The sequence below is a fragment of the Vibrio sp. 2-Bac 85 genome, from assembly GCF_037546705.1.
Taxonomy (GTDB): domain Bacteria; phylum Pseudomonadota; class Gammaproteobacteria; order Enterobacterales; family Psychromonadaceae; genus Psychromonas.
This window is the reverse complement of the sequence record NZ_JALAAB010000006.1, coordinates 1-16,136: the sequence shown is the minus strand read 5'-3', so window position 1 is coordinate 16,136 and position 16,136 is coordinate 1. Positions and strand designations below refer to the sequence as shown.

The following is a 16,136-nucleotide window of genomic DNA, read 5'->3' as shown; positions in this document are numbered from 1 at the left end:
TATCAACCTATCAACCGATTAATCTTTTAGTCACTTTTTTCTGTTTCAGTTTTTTTCTGCTCAGATTTTAAATTTGCGTCTGGTTTTTTTTCTAACTCAGTCGGTGTTGTATCTTCGTCTTTAATCGCTTTTTTAAAACCTTTGATTGCACCACCAAGATCACCGCCAATACCGCGTAATTTTTTTGTGCCGAATAAAACAATAACAATCACAGCAATAATAATTAACTGCCAAATTCCGATACCGCCCATAATCTATTTCCTATATGTAATGATGTTGTTAAAAATAAAGTGATTAAAAAATCGTTAAAAATAATATAAATTAATCAATAGCTTTTTATCTGCTATTAAAAATATTAAGATTTGTTGCTAAAACGCCACGCAATTACCCATGATATTACTGCGGGTAAGGCAAAATACAAGTTAAACCTACCCTCTGATTGTAAATAGAAAAGTGCAGTGATGATACTCAACGTGATCGCCAGTGATGTTACCACTTGGTTTTTGTTATTTTTTTGTTGCTGATCATTAAAGCGTTGCATTAATAATTGCTGTTGTTGTTGGATCTGTTTGCTTTGCGCTAAATTGTGATAAACCAACTCTGGAATGTCAGGCAATTTTTCTAACCAGAACGGCGCTTTTAATTTAATTTTATTGAGCAGTGTTTTAGGACTTACCTGTTCACGCATCCAGTTTTCTAAGAAGGGCTTTGCTGTATCCCATAAATCTAGTTGTGGATATAACTGACGGCCTAATCCTTCGATATAAAGCAAGGTTTTTTGCAATAACACTAATTGCGGTTGGACCTGCATGTTAAAGCGTCGAGCTGTATTGAAAAGGTTTATCAATACTTGAGCAAATGAAATTTCTGAAAGTGGTTTCTCAAAAATAGGTTCGCAGACGGCGCGAATAGCAAATTCAAACTCTTCTACCGGTGTGTCTGCCGGTACCCAACCAGAATCAATATGCAGTTGTGCAACTTGTCTGTAATCACGATTAAAGAAGGCTAAAAAATTCTCTGCTAAATAGCGTTTATCTTCATTGGTTAATGTCCCAACAATGCCGCAATCTATGCCTATCCATAATGGGTCTTCTGGATGTTCGTAGGAAACAAATACATTACCTGGGTGCATATCCGCATGAAAAAAACTATCTCTAAATACCTGGGTAAAGAAAGCTTCAACCCCGCGCTCTGCGAGTAATTTAAGGTCAGTATTTTGTGCTTTTAATGCATCAATATCTGAAACGGGAATACCATAGATTCGTTCCATTACTAATGCGTCTTTTGTACAGTAGTCGGAATATATTTCAGGTACGTATAATACTTTAGAGTTTAGAAAGTTTCGTCTTAATTGGATTGCATTGGCGCCTTCACGCATTAAATCCAATTCATCAATAATAGTTTTTTCGTATTCTTTGATCACTTCAACAGGGCGCAGGCGTCTTGCATCTTTAACAAAACGCTGAACTAATGCTGCTAGCCATTTCATTAATTGAATATCAGCGGCAATAGTTTTTTTAATGCCAGGGCGTGTCACTTTAATAACTACTTCTCTGCCATCTTCTTTTAAAATAGCCGTATGAACTTGGGCAATGGAAGCTGATGCTAATGCGACTTTATCAAAATCATCAAAAATCTCATCGATTGGACATTGAAATGATTTTTCTATTTGTTTGATTGCTAAATCACCACAAAAAGCTGGAACATTGTCTTGTAAATGCGCCAGTTGATCGGCATAAATTGGCGCTAACAAATCACGACGGGTTGACAGCATTTGTCCTAATTTTATGTAGATAGGTCCGAGTGATTGCAAACTCAAACGCAGGCGTTCAGGTAAATCCATATCTTGATGTTGGTTTCGTAACCAAAATAAACACAGACGTAATAACCAGTAACTTTTAGGGATTTGCGCTTTGGGAACTAATTCAATTAAACCGTACTCAATAAAAGTCTTATTGATTTGGTACAAACGCGATAATTCTTTTATTTTAATCATCTATCTTCCAGCTAACTTGTTAGCATATGGTTAATTTACTTTATTTATTTGTGTACTGGTTTAACTTCACCAACAGTTTATCTGTTTGCTTATCTAGCGTTTTTACTTGTTCACAAAAATAGGCAACTTCTAAGCCACTAGGCGCAAGTTTAACCTCTTCGGTAATATAGAGCGCCGTTTGTTTTTCTACATTCATTAACTGCTGGTGAACAATTTGCTGGATTTTTTTCGCGTGGTAACAAAACTTATGAGCAATCACATCACCGACCTTATGCGATAAGTGCTCTTCCCAATCTATTTCCATATCCGTTAATAGTTGTGCAAACTGTTGCACTAATTGAATATCACCTTCAACTTCTAATTGTCCGGTTTTAATCAAGTGAGTTAATTGATGATTATCTTGTAATTTAGGTAACGCACTAACACTGACGCGAATAAAGCAATCAGGATCGCCGGAGAACTTATTGAGTATATCAACCTGTTGCGATGAGATAACAAAATACAAAGGGAAATTAAGCTCTTTTAAACTAACCCCAATAATAGTGCCATTAAGTTGTTTCCGTTTTATGACAGCGCTGCTATCTAATTGATGTAATTGATTTACACCTGTTTCTAATAAACCGCAAAGCAAGTTGTTTAATGGCATATTGAGTCTCGTTGTAATGGATTTTATCTGTTATTAGGTTTTTTGAATAACACGCTTAATATTTATAACCACGGTGTAAAGCCACAATACCAGCGCTTAAATTAAAGTATTCAGTTCCTTCAAACCCAACATTTTCCATCATCTCTTTTAGCGCCTCTTGACCTGGGTGCATACGAATACTTTCCGCAAGATATTGGTAACTTTCGCTATCATTAGCAATTAATTTACCTAATTTTGGCAGTATATTAAAAGAATAGAAGTCATAGAATTTTTTAACCGGCGTGTAAATAGGCTTTGAAAACTCTAACACTAATAAACGCCCACCTGGTTTTAAAACTCGGTAGATAGACGCCAGTGCTTTATCTTTATCCGTTACATTACGTAATCCAAAAGCAATGGTAATTAAATCAAAGTGATTATCAGGGAAGGGCAGTTCTTCTGCATTCGCTTGCACATAACTCACATTGCCTTCAATACCCATGTCGCGTAACTTTGTACGGCCAACTTTTAACATAGAATCATTAATGTCAGCTAAAACTACATTACCTTTAGGGCCTACAATACGAGAAAATTTTGCTGTTAAATCGCCAGTTCCACCTGCAAGGTCTAATACTTTTTGACCTTGGCGTACACCTGAACAATCAATAGTAAAACGCTTCCAAATTCGATGGATACCCATTGATAAGACATCGTTCATAATGTCATATTTAGCAGCAACAGAGTGGAAAACGTCTGCAACTAGTTCCACTTTTTTATCTTCTTCAACGGTTTTAAAACCAAAATGAGTCGTATTGTCTGGCTTTTCTTGCATGGTTATCTCTTTACCTTAAGGATAAAATTATTGGGTATTATGCTCAAACTACCTGAAGATATTAAGTTCAGCAAGGCACACATTAATACAGTTTTAATTAAAGCAGTTTGATTTCTGTATTTAAAATCAATGCTTTCAAAATTATAATGCCTGTACTTTCATATTGCCGTTTTATAAAAAGCTAAATCTACATCTTCTGTCATTCAAGTATAAATATGACACTATGATAACAATTTTCCTTTGTAATTGGATCTTTATTGTTTGCTCTTTTATTGATTTAAGTAGCTTATTTTCTTTTGTTTTTAATGTTACGCTTTATCACAGAAATACTGTGAATTTGCCGATATTATCAAATTAAAAGAATAACTAATTACCATGGCTGTATGCCATCTTTACTGCTTTTACATGCTAGTTATAAATATTACATGACTCTGTGTCGCTTTGATTGACTGGCGAGCACACATGAGTAGATACAATTTAATATCATAAACTTGGGAACTCCATATGTTGAAAAATATCCAACCTACACAAACCGCTGCTTGGTCAACCTTACAAAACTTATTTGATGATCATGCTGATATGCAAATATCTCAATTATTTGCTGAAAACCCTGAACGTTTTGAAACATTCTCTCGTCAATTTAATGAAGATTTTTTACTCGATTTCTCTAAAAATTTAATAACTGAAGAAATACTAGCGAGTTTGATTGATCTCGCTAAAGAAGTAGATTTAGCGTCGGCTATCAAAGCGCAGTTTTCTGGTGAAAAAATAAATATTACAGAAGGGCGTGCGGTTTTACATACGGCATTACGTAACCGCAGTAATACGCCGGTGATGGTTGATGGTGAAGATGTGATGCCTAAAATCAACCAAGTGTTAGCTCAGATGAAAACATTCTGTGAAAAAGTGCATTCTGGTGAGTGGTTGGGTTATACCGGTAAACGTATTACAGATGTGGTGAATATCGGAATCGGTGGCTCTGATTTAGGTCCATTTATGGTTACTGAAGCATTACGTCCTTATAAAGTAGAAGGTATTGAAACTCATTTTGTATCTAATGTTGATGGTACGCATATTGTTGAAACGCTAACAAAAGTAGATCCAGAAACGACGTTGTTTTTAATCGCGTCTAAAACATTTACTACACAGGAAACTATGACCAATGCACATAGTGCGCGTGATTGGTTCTTAAACTTTGCGCAAGATGAAGCATTTGTTGCTAAGCACTTTGCTGCGTTATCAACGAATGCGGATGCCGTAACAGAGTTTGGTATTGATACTGCAAATATGTTTGAGTTCTGGGATTGGGTTGGCGGTCGTTACTCAATTTGGTCAGCGATTGGTTTATCGATTGCATTAACCATTGGCTTTGAAAATTACGAAGAGTTACTGGCTGGTGCTCACGATATGGATAAGCATTTTGCCACTACAGAATTTGAAAATAATATTCCTGTGTTATTAGCGGTAATTGGGATTTGGTATAACAACTTCTATGGCGCTGAGTCAGAAGCTATTCTTCCTTATGACCAATATATGCATCGTTTCCCTGCTTACTTCCAACAGGGAAATATGGAGTCTAACGGTAAATGTACAGATCGTAATGGTGACCCGGTTGATTACCAAACAGGTCCAATTATTTGGGGTGAACCTGGTACTAATGGTCAACATGCTTTCTATCAATTGATTCACCAAGGAACCAAATTAATTCCTTGTGACTTTATTGCTCCTGCTGTGAGCCATAATCCGGCTGGTGATCACCATGCTAAATTATTATCTAACTTCTTTGCTCAAACTGAAGCATTAGCTTTTGGTAAAAGCAAAATGCAAGTGGAGTCTGAGTTTACTGCTGCGGGTAAATCTGCTGAAGAAGTGGCTGATTTAGTCCCTTATAAAGTGTTTGAAGGTAATAAACCAACTAACTCAATTCTAGTGAAAAAAATCACACCAAGTACACTTGGTCAATTAATTGCAATGTATGAGCAAAAGATTTTCACTCAAGGGGTTATCTGGAATATCTTCACATTTGATCAATGGGGTGTTGAGTTAGGTAAGCAACTAGCAGGGCAAATTTTACCTGAGTTGAGTAATGACGATAGTGTGAATAGCCACGACTGTTCAACCAACGGTTTAATTAATGCCTGGAAAGCTTGGAAATAAAAAAGCTTGGAAATAAACGTGAATAGCTAATTTTTATTGTCAATTTTGAGCTGCTATAGGCGTCTTAATGTAATCGAAGTTATTGGTTACATTCAGGCGCTTTTTTGTTTTTGTATGAGAAGCATTTTACTCCGCATTGATAAATCACTACTATAGCTGCAATTATAGCTGCAATGTCTGAGCTAGTTGAATTAGTCATTCTAAAAAATAAATAGCAAAAGAAAAATAAAATGACCTACATTTAGGAGTTAATATGAAATATCTTGTAACGGGTGCCGCTGGCTTCATTGGTAGTGTAGTAGTGGAACGTTTAACAGCAGCGGGGCATCAAGTCATTGGTATTGATAATATTAATGATTATTACGATATCGCATTAAAAGAAGCGAGATTGCAACGTATTGAGCATGAACAGTTTGAGTTTATTAAATTAGACCTCGCTGACCGTGACGGAATTAAAGCTTTATTTGCACAGCAGCAATTTGACCGAGTCATACATCTAGGTGCGCAAGCAGGCGTTCGCTATTCTATTGAAAATCCACTTGCTTACGCTGATAGTAATCTAATAGGCCATGTAAATATTCTTGAAGGATGTCGTCAGAATAAAGTTGGGCATTTAATTTATGCTTCTTCAAGTTCTGTTTATGGTCTCAATGCTAAAGTTCCTTTCTCCACTAACGATTCGGTTGACCATCCCATTTCTCTTTATGCAGCCACTAAAAAATCTAATGAGTTAATGGCGCATACATACTCTCATCTTTACGATATTCCTACGACAGGCTTACGTTTCTTTACTGTTTATGGTCCTTGGGGGCGTCCTGATATGGCACCGTTCATCTTCACTAAAAAAATTCTAGAAGGTGAAACAATCGATATCAATAACAATGGCGATATGTGGCGTGATTTTACCTATATTGATGACATTGTAGAAGGTGTTATTCGTATTGCAGACGTTGAACCTGTTAAAAACCCAGATTGGACCGTTGAGGCCGGAAGCCCTGCAACGAGCTCTGCACCTTATGCGGTTTACAATATTGGCCACGGTTCTCCGATTAGTTTGATGGACTTTGTTCAAGCGATTGAAAGTGAATTAGGCATTGAAGCGAAGAAAAATTTTCGAGAAATGCAAGCCGGTGATGTCTATCAAACCTATGCAGATACTAGTGACTTATTTAAGGCTATCGGTTACACGCCAGCGGTTACTGTTAAAGAAGGTGTTGCTGAATTTGTTAAATGGTATAAAGAATTTTACCAAAAGTAACTTTACAATCCTCCCATAAGCTTGGCTAAAATGGTGAAATGTTAGGGCTAATTGTATTAGCCCTTTTTCATTGCTTAAGCATAAGTGCTAAATTGACATCAGTGCTAAATTGATATAGTGCTAAATTGATATAGGTGTAGAAGAGTAGTTTGACTGCGTTAAATTAGCGAGTCGGTTGATTTATTAAACTGCTCTATCACTTGGCCTGTACTTATATCCTGCATAATATGATCACCCTTAGCGCGCGCACTCCAAGGTAGGTCTTGCAAAGGTTTTTTATGTTGTTCTTGTACATGTTTTTCATAAACGCTAACAACACTATCTTTACTTAGGTAAGGGCCTGTTCGTTTAGGATTACTATGACCATATAAACCTATCACTCGTGTTCCTTGTGTTGTTGCTATATGGGCAGGACCAGAGTCTGGGGCTAATACCAGTGAAGCTTCTTTTAATACGGCGGTTAATTGTTTTAACGATGTTTTACCAATTAGATTAATGACCGGCTGGTGCATTTTTCTCTCTATAGCTTCACCGAGTTTTTGTTCTCTTGGGGTCGGTGAACCGCATAACACCACTGCAAAACCTGTTTTAGCTGCATAGTCCGCGACCATAGCATAGCGAGGAATTAACCAGTTGCGTTCGTCTTTACTGGCAGCAGGGCTGATCACAAACAAAGGTCGGTTTAAATGACTAACTTGATTTGCAAATTCAATATCTGCATCACTAAGTGGAATATTCCAAGTCGGTGTTGTTTTATCAATACCTAGAAAGTAAGCAAACTCAAAAAAGCTATCTAATACATGTTGTGAGGCCGTATCGGGGATCTTTTTATTGGTAAATAACCATTGCCCTTCTTTAGCGCGTTTACGGTTAAATCCTACTTTGTATTTAGCTTTAATACCCAGTGTTAGTGCACTCGCTCGCAGTGCTAATTGCATATGCAATAAGGCATCAAATTTTCTGCCAGACAGTTGCTTCCAAATTGCCTTCATTCCCGAGAAGCCAGTTTTTTTATCGAAAACGATCACCTCTACATCGGGTAAGTCATGCAACAATTGCGCTTCAATTTTACCCATGATCCACGTTATCTTAGTGGTCGGCCATTGTTTTTGAATTGCTTGCACCATCGCGACTGCATGGCATACATCACCAATAGCTGAGAGGCGCAGTAGACAGATAGATTTTGGTGCAGTTGTAAATAGAGGCATGTTAATATCTTATCTTTGAAATAAATGGATTAGAGTCATGTTGAAAACGCTTGAGCAAAATAAACACTATATAATATTCGATGATAGCTTAATTAGCGATGATATTGAACGTTGTTTTGATGCTCAATTTTGGCTTGAACAAGATAAAGTAGTCGGCTCTGCGACGGGGCGAGGTACAACATGGTTTGTGCAACTGGCAAAAATGCAAGCCGCGCTGCGTCATTATCGACGAGGTGGGCTATTTGGCAAGATAATATCGGACCATTATTTATTTAATGGCTGGCAAAAAACACGCTCAGTGGCTGAATTTCATTTGTTACAAACGTTAAAGCAACATGATGTGAATGTGCCTAAACCCATTGCGGCGCGCGTGATTAAAAGAAATTTTTGTTATCAGGCGGATCTGCTGTCAGAAAAAATACCAAATGCACAGGATTTAGTGGCGGTGCTACAGCAACGCCCATTAACTGAAACGGAATATAGCGCGATTGCGATACAAATAAAAAAAATGCATCAAGCTCAGGTAAATCATACGGACTTAAACATTCATAATATTCTTTTAGATAATGATGGAAAAGCTTGGATCATTGATTTTGATAAATGTTACCAGCAGCAGGGGGAAGCTTGGAAAGAAGCAAACCTTCAACGCTTATTAAGATCTTTTAATAAAGAGCTTAATAAACGCCAGATAAAATGGACTCAGAATGATTGGCAGTGCTTATTCCACGCTTATCAACAAGCCTAGTTTATTTTTTTTGCATCGCGTCTTTAGTTTTCATTGCGCTTTTAGTTTACATCGCGCCTTTAGTTTGCATCGCATCGATAGTTTTCTGCAATGCGCCTTGATTTTTTTGTACAAAACTAAAGGCTATTTCACCTTGCTCAGTACACATTTTTTTATTATCAAATAATTGCATCAAAGAATCAGTTATTTCACTACTATCTTTGCAGATCGTACAAGCACCAAGCTCGACTAATTGCTCGGTTATTTGTTTAAAGTTAAAATAACTTGGACCATTTAAAATTGGCTTTTTAAGCGCAGCAGGTTCTAATAAATTATGTCCCCCCACTTTATCCCCAACTAAACTGCCGGCGATAAAACAAATATCAGCGGCTCCTAATAAAACCATCATTTCACCCATCGAGTCACCTAAGTAGACTTGAGTTTCATCAGTAATTACTTGTTGACTACTGCGAGTGGTCACTGATAAACCAGTTTGCTCTGCCAATATTTGCACCGATAAAAAGCGCTCCGGATGACGAGGGACTAGGATTAATAATGTGTTAGGTTTCTTCGACAATAGCTGTTGGTGAGCTTTTATAAGTTGTTCGTCCTCACCTTTATGCGTGCTGGCAGCAATCCATATAGGTCTGTCTTGTCCTAGCGAATGACGCAATAATGAAGCTTGTGTTAGCTGTTCGTCATTCACTTTAATATCAAACTTAATTGAACCTGTAACACTGACTTGTTCTGTTTTTAATCCCAAGTTCATAAAACGCTGTGCATCTTGTTTTGTCTGCGCTAAAATATAATTAATATTTTTAAGCAATAAACTGAAAACAAAGGGGAATTTTTTATAGCGAGCTTCAGATCGTGCAGAAAGACGAGCATTAATAATAGTGACGGGAATGTTATGTACTTGGCAGCAGTGTAAGGTATTAGGCCACAGTTCTGTTTCCATAATAAACAGCGCTTGCGGTTGAATAGCGCTAATAAATCCATTAACTGCAAATGAAAAGTCGACAGGCATATAACGGTGTTCAACTAAATCTCCAAGTTTTTCTGCTTCTGCCGCACCTGTGCTGGTGGTGGTAGTAATGATAATTGATACGGTAGGATTTTGTTTTTTGAATGTTTTGATTAAAGGTGTAACGGCTAATACCTCTCCAACAGAAACCGCATGGATCCAGATCGGCGCATTTATCGCATCCTGTAACTTAGGTGTAAACCCGAAGTGCTCCTTCCAACGTACACCAAACTTAGGCGTGTTAGGCTTTGATTTATAGAGTGAATAAAGGAAAAATGGGGAAACGATCATAAGCACAATACTATAAAACCATCGAAGAATCATTGTTACCCCTAACTGTTCAAGTAAAAATATATATCATATATAAATTCCACGATATAATCATTGATACTTAACGATTTGTTTTATTAATACGGAATATGCTGAGTATGCTTCCTCAAAAATATCTAATGTACATTTCTCAAAATTATTCCTACGCAATGCTACGTCCTATACAGTCTGTAATCCTCGCTAGAGGGGGGAGTGTTAAATGGTTTTTAGAAGGCAAGGAAGTTTCTGATAAGTATTTATTAAGCGATGAAATTCAATTGAATACGGTTGAAAAAGTGAATCAGTGGGGAGCTGATTTTGTTTTAGTCCCTGGTAATGTTGTGCCTAGTTTCATTAAAGGGATCAAGGTGGGTTTATTTCATGGCTTTAACTCTGGCAAACGAGGTAACGATGCTCATTTTAAAATTCGTCAGTGTTTTGATATGTACTGTACCCAAGGGCCAAATACGACACAACGATTTTTAAAATTATCAGAGCAATACCAAACCTTTACCGTTAAAGAAACCGGCTGGGCAATGCTCGATCCTTTATTTACAGCTGTTGAAGTAAATCCTTATCGCATTCAAGGGGATAACCGCCCAACAATTTTACTTTGTTCTACTTTTTCGGCAGAAACTTCTTATGCTGATGAGTTATTTCCTACTATTAAACAATTAAGCCAGTCACCTGAATATCGTTGGTTAGTACAGTTCCATCCTAAAATGCCAGCTGATATTGTAGAAAAATACAAAGCAATACAGAACGAAAATTTGCAATTTGTTGAAACAGATGATGTTATTCCTCTATTGCAAGCTGCTGATGTGATGATATGTGATACTTCGTCGATTATGACTATGTTCTTATTACAAAAAAAGCCGGTAATTGCCTACAAAAACAAAACAACAAACGACAGTTTTATCCATATAAATGCGATTGAAGATATTAAAATGTCAATTGAAAGTGCACTTAATATATCCTCTCATCGGGCTGAAAATATTAATAAATATTGTCAAGAAACTCATCCTTATAATGATGGTATGTCTAGCTTGCGAGTCATTAAAGCATGTGAGGAGTTATACAAAAATGAATTGCTTGTATTAAAGAAAAAACCACTAAACTTGATACGTCAGCTCAAGTTACGAAAAAAATTAAAGTATTGGAAAATATCATAAAATTTTAAAACTACACACTTGGTGTTGGGCGGTTGAGTAATCAAAAACGATTTGATTTATTAATAAAGGCTTTTCATTTATCTAAAATTCAATATTATAAATTAGTCATTTTGGGCGAGGGAAATCAAAAAAGACGTATTAATGAAATTGGTTACTGAATTGAACTTACAGGAGTGAGTTATTTTCCTCGGTTTTGTTAGTAATCCATACCCATGGTATAAAAATGCAGACTTATTCGTACTTAGTTCTGATAAAGAGGGTTTTGTTAATGTTATTACAGAAGCTTTAGCATGTGGAACACGGGTTGTAAGTACTGATTGTGGACCTGCTAGTGAAATATTGCTTGGCGATTTATCTAAAGGAATATCCCCGAAAGGAGATGCTCAACTTTTAGCTAAAAATATTGTAAAATATATCGACAATCCTATCAATCCAACAATAGAAAGCGTTGAGTGGCTGTCATTTATTCTATTGTGGATAAACAGATGGCATTAAGTTAAATATCGCATTCATAATATGGAAAGGATTAATATTAAGTTGTTAGATATTATTATACTGAATGTATTTAATGAAAATTTTCTTCTGTCATGAGTCTAAGTAATAATTTAGAAGAGATAAATATAATTAACAGAGCCTTATTTTTGTTAGAATTGATTTGCATTCGATAAATGGTCAAATATTTTTTAGTGTGTGTTTCTTAATTTAATTTTTTATATAACGTAGTTGCGATGGAATTTAAATGAAAATATTAGTTTGTGCTTCATATCTACATGCTTGGAATAGTATTCGTCCTGAGGCTGAAATATTTATCGAGATGGCTAAGCAAGGACACTCAATTACTATTCTGACGCAAGGTAAAGCTGAGTATGTCACTAAGTTAAGGGAGCATGGTATTAATGTTATTGACTGCTATCCGACGAAGAAAATCTGTTTAAAAACTATTCGAGCGATTAAGCTTGAATTAAAACAACATAAATATGATATCTGCTATGCATTTAACTCAAAAACTATCCCTAATGCAGCGTTTGCTTGCATAGGTAATAAAGTTAAATTTGTTGTTTACCGAGGTACAACTGGAGGTTTATACCGACATGATCCAAGTGCGTATTTAACTCAGCTACATCCTAGAGTTGACGGTGTTGTGTGTGTATCAAAGGCAGTTCAACAAGACGTTGTAAAACGTGTTTGGAAAAACAAGAATAATGTTGTTACCATTTATAAAGGCCATGAATTAGACTGGTATCTTATTCAGCCTACATTGAGAGAAGAGTTTGGTTTAAGCGATAATGATATTATTGCGGTATGTGCAACACATGTGCGCCCGAGTAAAGGCATTTCGCTATTATTAAAAGCTGTATCTACGATTAAAAACATTAATTTTCATCTCATTTTGGCCGGTCACGGTTATGAACCTCATTTTGATGAAATGAAACAAAGCCCTATATCCGAAAATATTCATTATATTGGTCACCGGAGTGATGTCCCTTCATTAATGGCAATGGCTGATTTTCAAGTGCAGCCCTCAATAAGCGGAGAAGGCTTGCCGAGGACGATCATTGAAGCAATGGCAAATGCAACAACATCGATTGTAACAACGACTGGTGGTAGTCCTGAATTGGTTTCCGATGGGGTTACAGGATATATTGTTCCAACCAATGATGTTGATGCTTTTGCTGATGCAATGAAGAAGTTAATCGATGATAAAGATAAATGTAAGTCAATGGGACTTGCGGCTAAACAAAGATTAAAAGAAAAATTTAATTCTAAAGAAACGGTAAAGCAACACTTAGCGTACTTCAATGAATTAATTAACCATTAAAAAATGAGTGCTTTTATGCGAACTATATCCGCGTTAATTATCAGTAAAAATGAAGAAGATAGAATTATACCGTGTTTTGAGTCTTTAAAAGGTTTTGCAGATGAAATTATTTTATTTGATTCCGGTAGTACAGACAAAACGGTCGAAATAGCAAAACAATATACAGATAAAATATGGATCACTGAGGATTGGCCTGGGGATGGTTTTCAAAAGGCAAGAGCATTCGAGAAATGCACGTGTGATTGGGTTTTAATTATAGATGCTGATGAATATCTAGATGATGCAATGAAAGTGGAGATAACCAAGCAACTATCTGATCCAACTTTACAAGAAGTTGCATTTAAATTACCTTGGGGAAATTTAATCCTAAATAAATTAATGAAGTTTGGCCGATCTTCTCGTGCTCCCAAAAGGTTATTTAAAAGAGAAGGGGCTGAAATAACCAAAGTTTTTGTACATGCTAATGTATTGACACAAGGTAAAGTATCAACGCTAAAGGAGGGGTATTTAATGCATAATTCATTAAGAAGCTTCGAACACCTCCTAGAAAAAAATAGACTCTACTCATGGCAGACAACGTTAAAATATTTCAAAAAGAAAAAGCCAAGTTTAGGCATTCATTTTGCCGTATTAAGAGCTATTTGGACCTTCTTTCTTATCTATGTTATTCGTTTAGGATTTTTGGATGGTAGTAGAGGGTTGATGATTGCGGTGATGTTTACACAATCTTCATTTAATAAATATGCAGGGCTTTGGTATTTAGAACAAGAAGAAAAAATTAAACTAAAGAATAAGTAGTAAATATAAAAAACATTCATAAATTTAGATTTATCAGTGCAGTAGGGTTAAATATGAGTAAGGGTAATACCTTTAATGACATTACCGTGGTGGTTCAAGGTCCGGTACAAGCTTTAAGTGATAGAAATCAAGAAGAAGGCATCACCTATAAATGCTTAAAATCCATCAGGCAGCACCTTCCTGGTGCGAAAATAATATTGTCTACATGGCGAGATCAAATATTAGATGGGCTGGATTATGATCAATTAGTTTTATGTGATGATCCTGGTTCAAATATTCGCCAATATAAACTAGATGGGACACCTAAATATTACAATAATAATCGACAAATTGTCTCTAGTTATGAAGGTTTAAAAAAAGTAGAAACTAAATATGCAATGAAGTTGAGAAGTGATAATTATTTAACGTCTAATAACTTTGTTGAATTGCAAAAAACCTTCCAGAAGCGCTGTGAAACTTACCGTTTTTTACAAGAAAGGGTAGTCATGTCGAATGTATTTGCTCGCCAATACTCAAAAGGTCATAGGGTTGCTTTTCATTTAAATGACTTTTTTTACTTTGGGCTCAGACAAGATTTATTAACACTTTGGGATCTACCTTTAGTTAAGGATTATATACCAAGTGATAATAAACCCTACCATGATTCGCATCCAAATTATGCGATTGACTGTGCGCAACTGTTCTGGTTAATGGCGCTTAATAAGTTTGATGCGAATATAAAACTCAAACACCTTTTAGATAACTCAAAAGATAAACTGATACAGTCTAATATTTGTTATGCTAATAATGTCGTTATAGCTTCTCCTGAAGAGATTGGTTTAGGTCTATGTACTCGATTTCTTCAAAAGTCGAGAGTTTCTAAACCCAAAGGCAAGTGTTCGCATATCTATTTTTATGAATGGCAAGCGCTATATAAAAAATATTGTGATCCTAAGTTTAAAGTAGAATGTTCTTTAAAAGATAAAGTGGAATTAAATCTGTATCGGTTAAGGTATATTTTTCCTCTTTTTATTGAAGCCAAGCTTCGAATTCTTAAAAAGCATACCCAGTGGTATTTTGACTCTAAGGAAATGTGACTACTATTAATTTAATTAATGTACCAATAAAGAGTAAATAATAATTGGCATAAAAACATGCCGATAAACAATTAAATAGTGAGTGAAAAAGGTAATTACATCAGTGATTAATATTAAAGACGATACAAAAAAAACCAATTTAGTTTTTTTCTATTCAGAGGGGGCACCGTTTGATAATGCCTTAGATCTAAAAGAAAATAAAGATCTGGTACTTAAATATGCACAGGGGCATGTAGATGAAATTTCAGCTTATAACCCCAGAAGATTAAAAGAATTAGGATATGAAAAATATGTAAAAGAGTATGATAGTACTGGTTTAGTTACTTTAAATGCAGGAATGTCTAAAATTGGTTTTAGTGCCTGGAATCCTTTAATTATGCTCCTTGAACTAGAAAAAATGAATGATGGGGATGTTCTTATTTACCGTGATGCTAATATCAAAAAGTATGAGCAGTTAGCCGATTACGAACAAATTAGAGAGATCGCTAACACGTGCTTAGAAATTTGCTCATTTGATTTTTTTATTGCAAACCATGATCACCCAGTAAAAAATAGAGAAATAACAAAAACAAATGTTTTAAGGGAGCTTGGCGAGGGGCACGAGTTTTCTTTTGAATTTCCTACGTTGCATGCAAACTTTATTATTGTGAGGAAATCCGATATTTCAATAGCGCTTTTACAAGAGTGGCTTACTGCGTGTGAAAATGAAGAGTGGATTAACGGGGAGCAATATGGAGAATTAGACGAGCAATTTAGCCACTCTACATCAGAACAAGCTATATTAAGTGTTATAATTTCTAATTGGATTAGAAAAAGAAAACACATGATCCCTTTACAATATCCTTTTATTTCTTTTCAAGGGCGAAATATAAAAAAAATAAAGTTTACTTGTGATTTCTCACATTTAAGTCTAATTAAAACAGGCCCCTATGAGATTGTTTCGCCCCCTGCATATACGCGTAAACTAAACTTTAATAATCTTTGTCTCTACTGCGGTGCATTTGTGAAAAACTGGTTTGATAGAAAGGCTTATCGTTTCTTTAAATCTATGTATTCGCTAAACAATGGTAATAAATCATTAAAGAAAAAAATGCTAGGATATAAACATAAAATAGGTAAATGTTGATATTTAATCAGG

Annotated in this window: 15 protein-coding genes and 1 pseudogene; 10 read left to right on the top strand and 6 right to left on the bottom strand. The window is 35.7% G+C overall.

The window, feature by feature from the left end:
• Positions 1-26: 26 nt before the first annotated feature.
• The 4 genes from tatA to ubiE form a co-directional block, all read right to left on the bottom strand.
• A complete protein-coding gene (gene tatA, locus MT390_RS08220) occupies positions 27-251 on the bottom strand; it encodes a twin-arginine translocase TatA/TatE family subunit (protein ID WP_166372289.1) in 225 nt (74 codons plus the stop codon).
• Positions 252-355: 104 nt separating this feature from the next.
• Positions 356-1,993, bottom strand: coding sequence for a ubiquinone biosynthesis regulatory protein kinase UbiB (ubiB, locus tag MT390_RS08215; protein ID WP_299667381.1), 1,638 nt, complete (start codon positions 1,991-1,993; stop codon positions 356-358).
• Between the two features lie 43 nt (positions 1,994-2,036).
• A complete protein-coding gene (locus MT390_RS08210) occupies positions 2,037-2,642 on the bottom strand; it encodes a ubiquinone biosynthesis accessory factor UbiJ (protein WP_499440585.1) in 606 nt (201 codons plus the stop codon).
• A 55-nt stretch (positions 2,643-2,697) separates the two neighbouring features.
• Entirely contained in the window at positions 2,698-3,453 is a 756-nt protein-coding gene (gene ubiE, locus MT390_RS08205) for a bifunctional demethylmenaquinone methyltransferase/2-methoxy-6-polyprenyl-1,4-benzoquinol methylase UbiE (protein WP_166372291.1), read from the bottom strand.
• 504 nt (positions 3,454-3,957) lie between these two features.
• On the opposite strand from ubiE, the gene pgi reads away from it, so the two are divergent.
• Positions 3,958-5,610, top strand: a complete 1,653-nt coding sequence (gene pgi / locus MT390_RS08200) for a glucose-6-phosphate isomerase (RefSeq protein WP_499440584.1) — start codon at positions 3,958-3,960, stop codon at positions 5,608-5,610.
• A gap of 253 nt (positions 5,611-5,863) precedes the next feature.
• Positions 5,864-6,868 carry an NAD-dependent epimerase gene (locus MT390_RS08195; protein ID WP_499440582.1) on the top strand — a complete coding sequence of 335 codons (1,005 nt, stop codon included), beginning with the start codon at positions 5,864-5,866 and terminating at the stop codon, positions 6,866-6,868.
• Between the two features lie 158 nt (positions 6,869-7,026).
• Here the strand turns inward: MT390_RS08195 and MT390_RS08190 are convergent, their stop codons facing one another.
• Positions 7,027-8,076: a glycosyltransferase family 9 protein gene (locus tag MT390_RS08190; RefSeq protein ID WP_166372294.1), complete on the bottom strand. Its 1,050-nt coding sequence runs from the start codon at positions 8,074-8,076 to the stop codon at positions 7,027-7,029.
• 37 nt (positions 8,077-8,113) lie between these two features.
• Here MT390_RS08190 and MT390_RS08185 point away from each other — a divergent pair, with 37 nt between their 5' ends.
• A complete protein-coding gene (locus MT390_RS08185) occupies positions 8,114-8,821 on the top strand; it encodes a 3-deoxy-D-manno-octulosonic acid kinase (protein ID WP_499440581.1) in 708 nt (235 codons plus the stop codon).
• A 46-nt stretch (positions 8,822-8,867) separates the two neighbouring features.
• Here the strand turns inward: MT390_RS08185 and waaA are convergent, their stop codons facing one another.
• Positions 8,868-10,148 carry a lipid IV(A) 3-deoxy-D-manno-octulosonic acid transferase gene (gene waaA / locus MT390_RS08180; protein ID WP_499440579.1) on the bottom strand — a complete coding sequence of 427 codons (1,281 nt, stop codon included), beginning with the start codon at positions 10,146-10,148 and terminating at the stop codon, positions 8,868-8,870.
• A gap of 104 nt (positions 10,149-10,252) precedes the next feature.
• Between waaA and MT390_RS08175 the strand changes: the two genes are divergently transcribed.
• From MT390_RS08175 to MT390_RS08145, 7 genes and pseudogenes are all read left to right on the top strand, one after another.
• Positions 10,253-11,305: a CDP-glycerol glycerophosphotransferase family protein gene (locus tag MT390_RS08175; protein ID WP_499440578.1), complete on the top strand. Its 1,053-nt coding sequence runs from the start codon at positions 10,253-10,255 to the stop codon at positions 11,303-11,305.
• Positions 11,306-11,328: 23 nt separating this feature from the next.
• Positions 11,329-11,463 (top strand): annotated as a pseudogene (locus tag MT390_RS08170) (glycosyltransferase); the annotation flags it as partial.
• Between the two features lie 22 nt (positions 11,464-11,485).
• On the top strand, positions 11,486-11,800 hold the full coding sequence (locus tag MT390_RS08165) for a glycosyltransferase (protein ID WP_499440763.1): 315 nt from the start codon (positions 11,486-11,488) through the stop codon (positions 11,798-11,800).
• Between the two features lie 244 nt (positions 11,801-12,044).
• On the top strand, positions 12,045-13,124 hold the full coding sequence (locus tag MT390_RS08160) for a glycosyltransferase family 4 protein (RefSeq protein ID WP_499440577.1): 1,080 nt from the start codon (positions 12,045-12,047) through the stop codon (positions 13,122-13,124).
• A 15-nt stretch (positions 13,125-13,139) separates the two neighbouring features.
• Positions 13,140-13,922, top strand: a complete 783-nt coding sequence (locus tag MT390_RS08155) for a glycosyltransferase family 2 protein (RefSeq protein WP_499440575.1) — start codon at positions 13,140-13,142, stop codon at positions 13,920-13,922.
• A gap of 53 nt (positions 13,923-13,975) precedes the next feature.
• Complete coding sequence (locus tag MT390_RS08150) at positions 13,976-14,998, top strand: WavE lipopolysaccharide synthesis family protein (protein WP_499440573.1); 1,023 nt, start codon at positions 13,976-13,978, stop codon at positions 14,996-14,998.
• A 103-nt stretch (positions 14,999-15,101) separates the two neighbouring features.
• Positions 15,102-16,124, top strand: a complete 1,023-nt coding sequence (locus tag MT390_RS08145; RefSeq protein ID WP_499440571.1) for a hypothetical protein — start codon at positions 15,102-15,104, stop codon at positions 16,122-16,124.
• Positions 16,125-16,136 lie beyond the last annotated feature (12 nt).

Excerpts from the sequence above, each read along its gene's own strand:
- tatA (WP_166372289.1), bottom strand. The coding sequence starts at position 251 with ATGGGCGGTATCGGAATTTGGCAGTTAATTATTATTGCTGTGATTGTT.
- MT390_RS08210 (WP_499440585.1), bottom strand. The coding sequence starts at position 2,642 with ATGCCATTAAACAACTTGCTTTGCGGTTTATTAGAAACAGGTGTAAAT.
- ubiE (WP_166372291.1), bottom strand. The coding sequence starts at position 3,453 with ATGCAAGAAAAGCCAGACAATACGACTCATTTTGGTTTTAAAACCGTT.
- pgi (WP_499440584.1), top strand. The coding sequence starts at position 3,958 with ATGTTGAAAAATATCCAACCTACACAAACCGCTGCTTGGTCAACCTTA.
- MT390_RS08195 (WP_499440582.1), top strand. The coding sequence starts at position 5,864 with ATGAAATATCTTGTAACGGGTGCCGCTGGCTTCATTGGTAGTGTAGTA.
- MT390_RS08190 (WP_166372294.1), bottom strand. The coding sequence starts at position 8,076 with ATGCCTCTATTTACAACTGCACCAAAATCTATCTGTCTACTGCGCCTC.
- MT390_RS08185 (WP_499440581.1), top strand. The coding sequence starts at position 8,114 with ATGTTGAAAACGCTTGAGCAAAATAAACACTATATAATATTCGATGAT.
- waaA (WP_499440579.1), bottom strand. The coding sequence starts at position 10,148 with ATGATTCTTCGATGGTTTTATAGTATTGTGCTTATGATCGTTTCCCCA.
- MT390_RS08175 (WP_499440578.1), top strand. The coding sequence starts at position 10,253 with ATGCTTCCTCAAAAATATCTAATGTACATTTCTCAAAATTATTCCTAC.
- MT390_RS08160 (WP_499440577.1), top strand. The coding sequence starts at position 12,045 with ATGAAAATATTAGTTTGTGCTTCATATCTACATGCTTGGAATAGTATT.
- MT390_RS08155 (WP_499440575.1), top strand. The coding sequence starts at position 13,140 with ATGCGAACTATATCCGCGTTAATTATCAGTAAAAATGAAGAAGATAGA.
- MT390_RS08150 (WP_499440573.1), top strand. The coding sequence starts at position 13,976 with ATGAGTAAGGGTAATACCTTTAATGACATTACCGTGGTGGTTCAAGGT.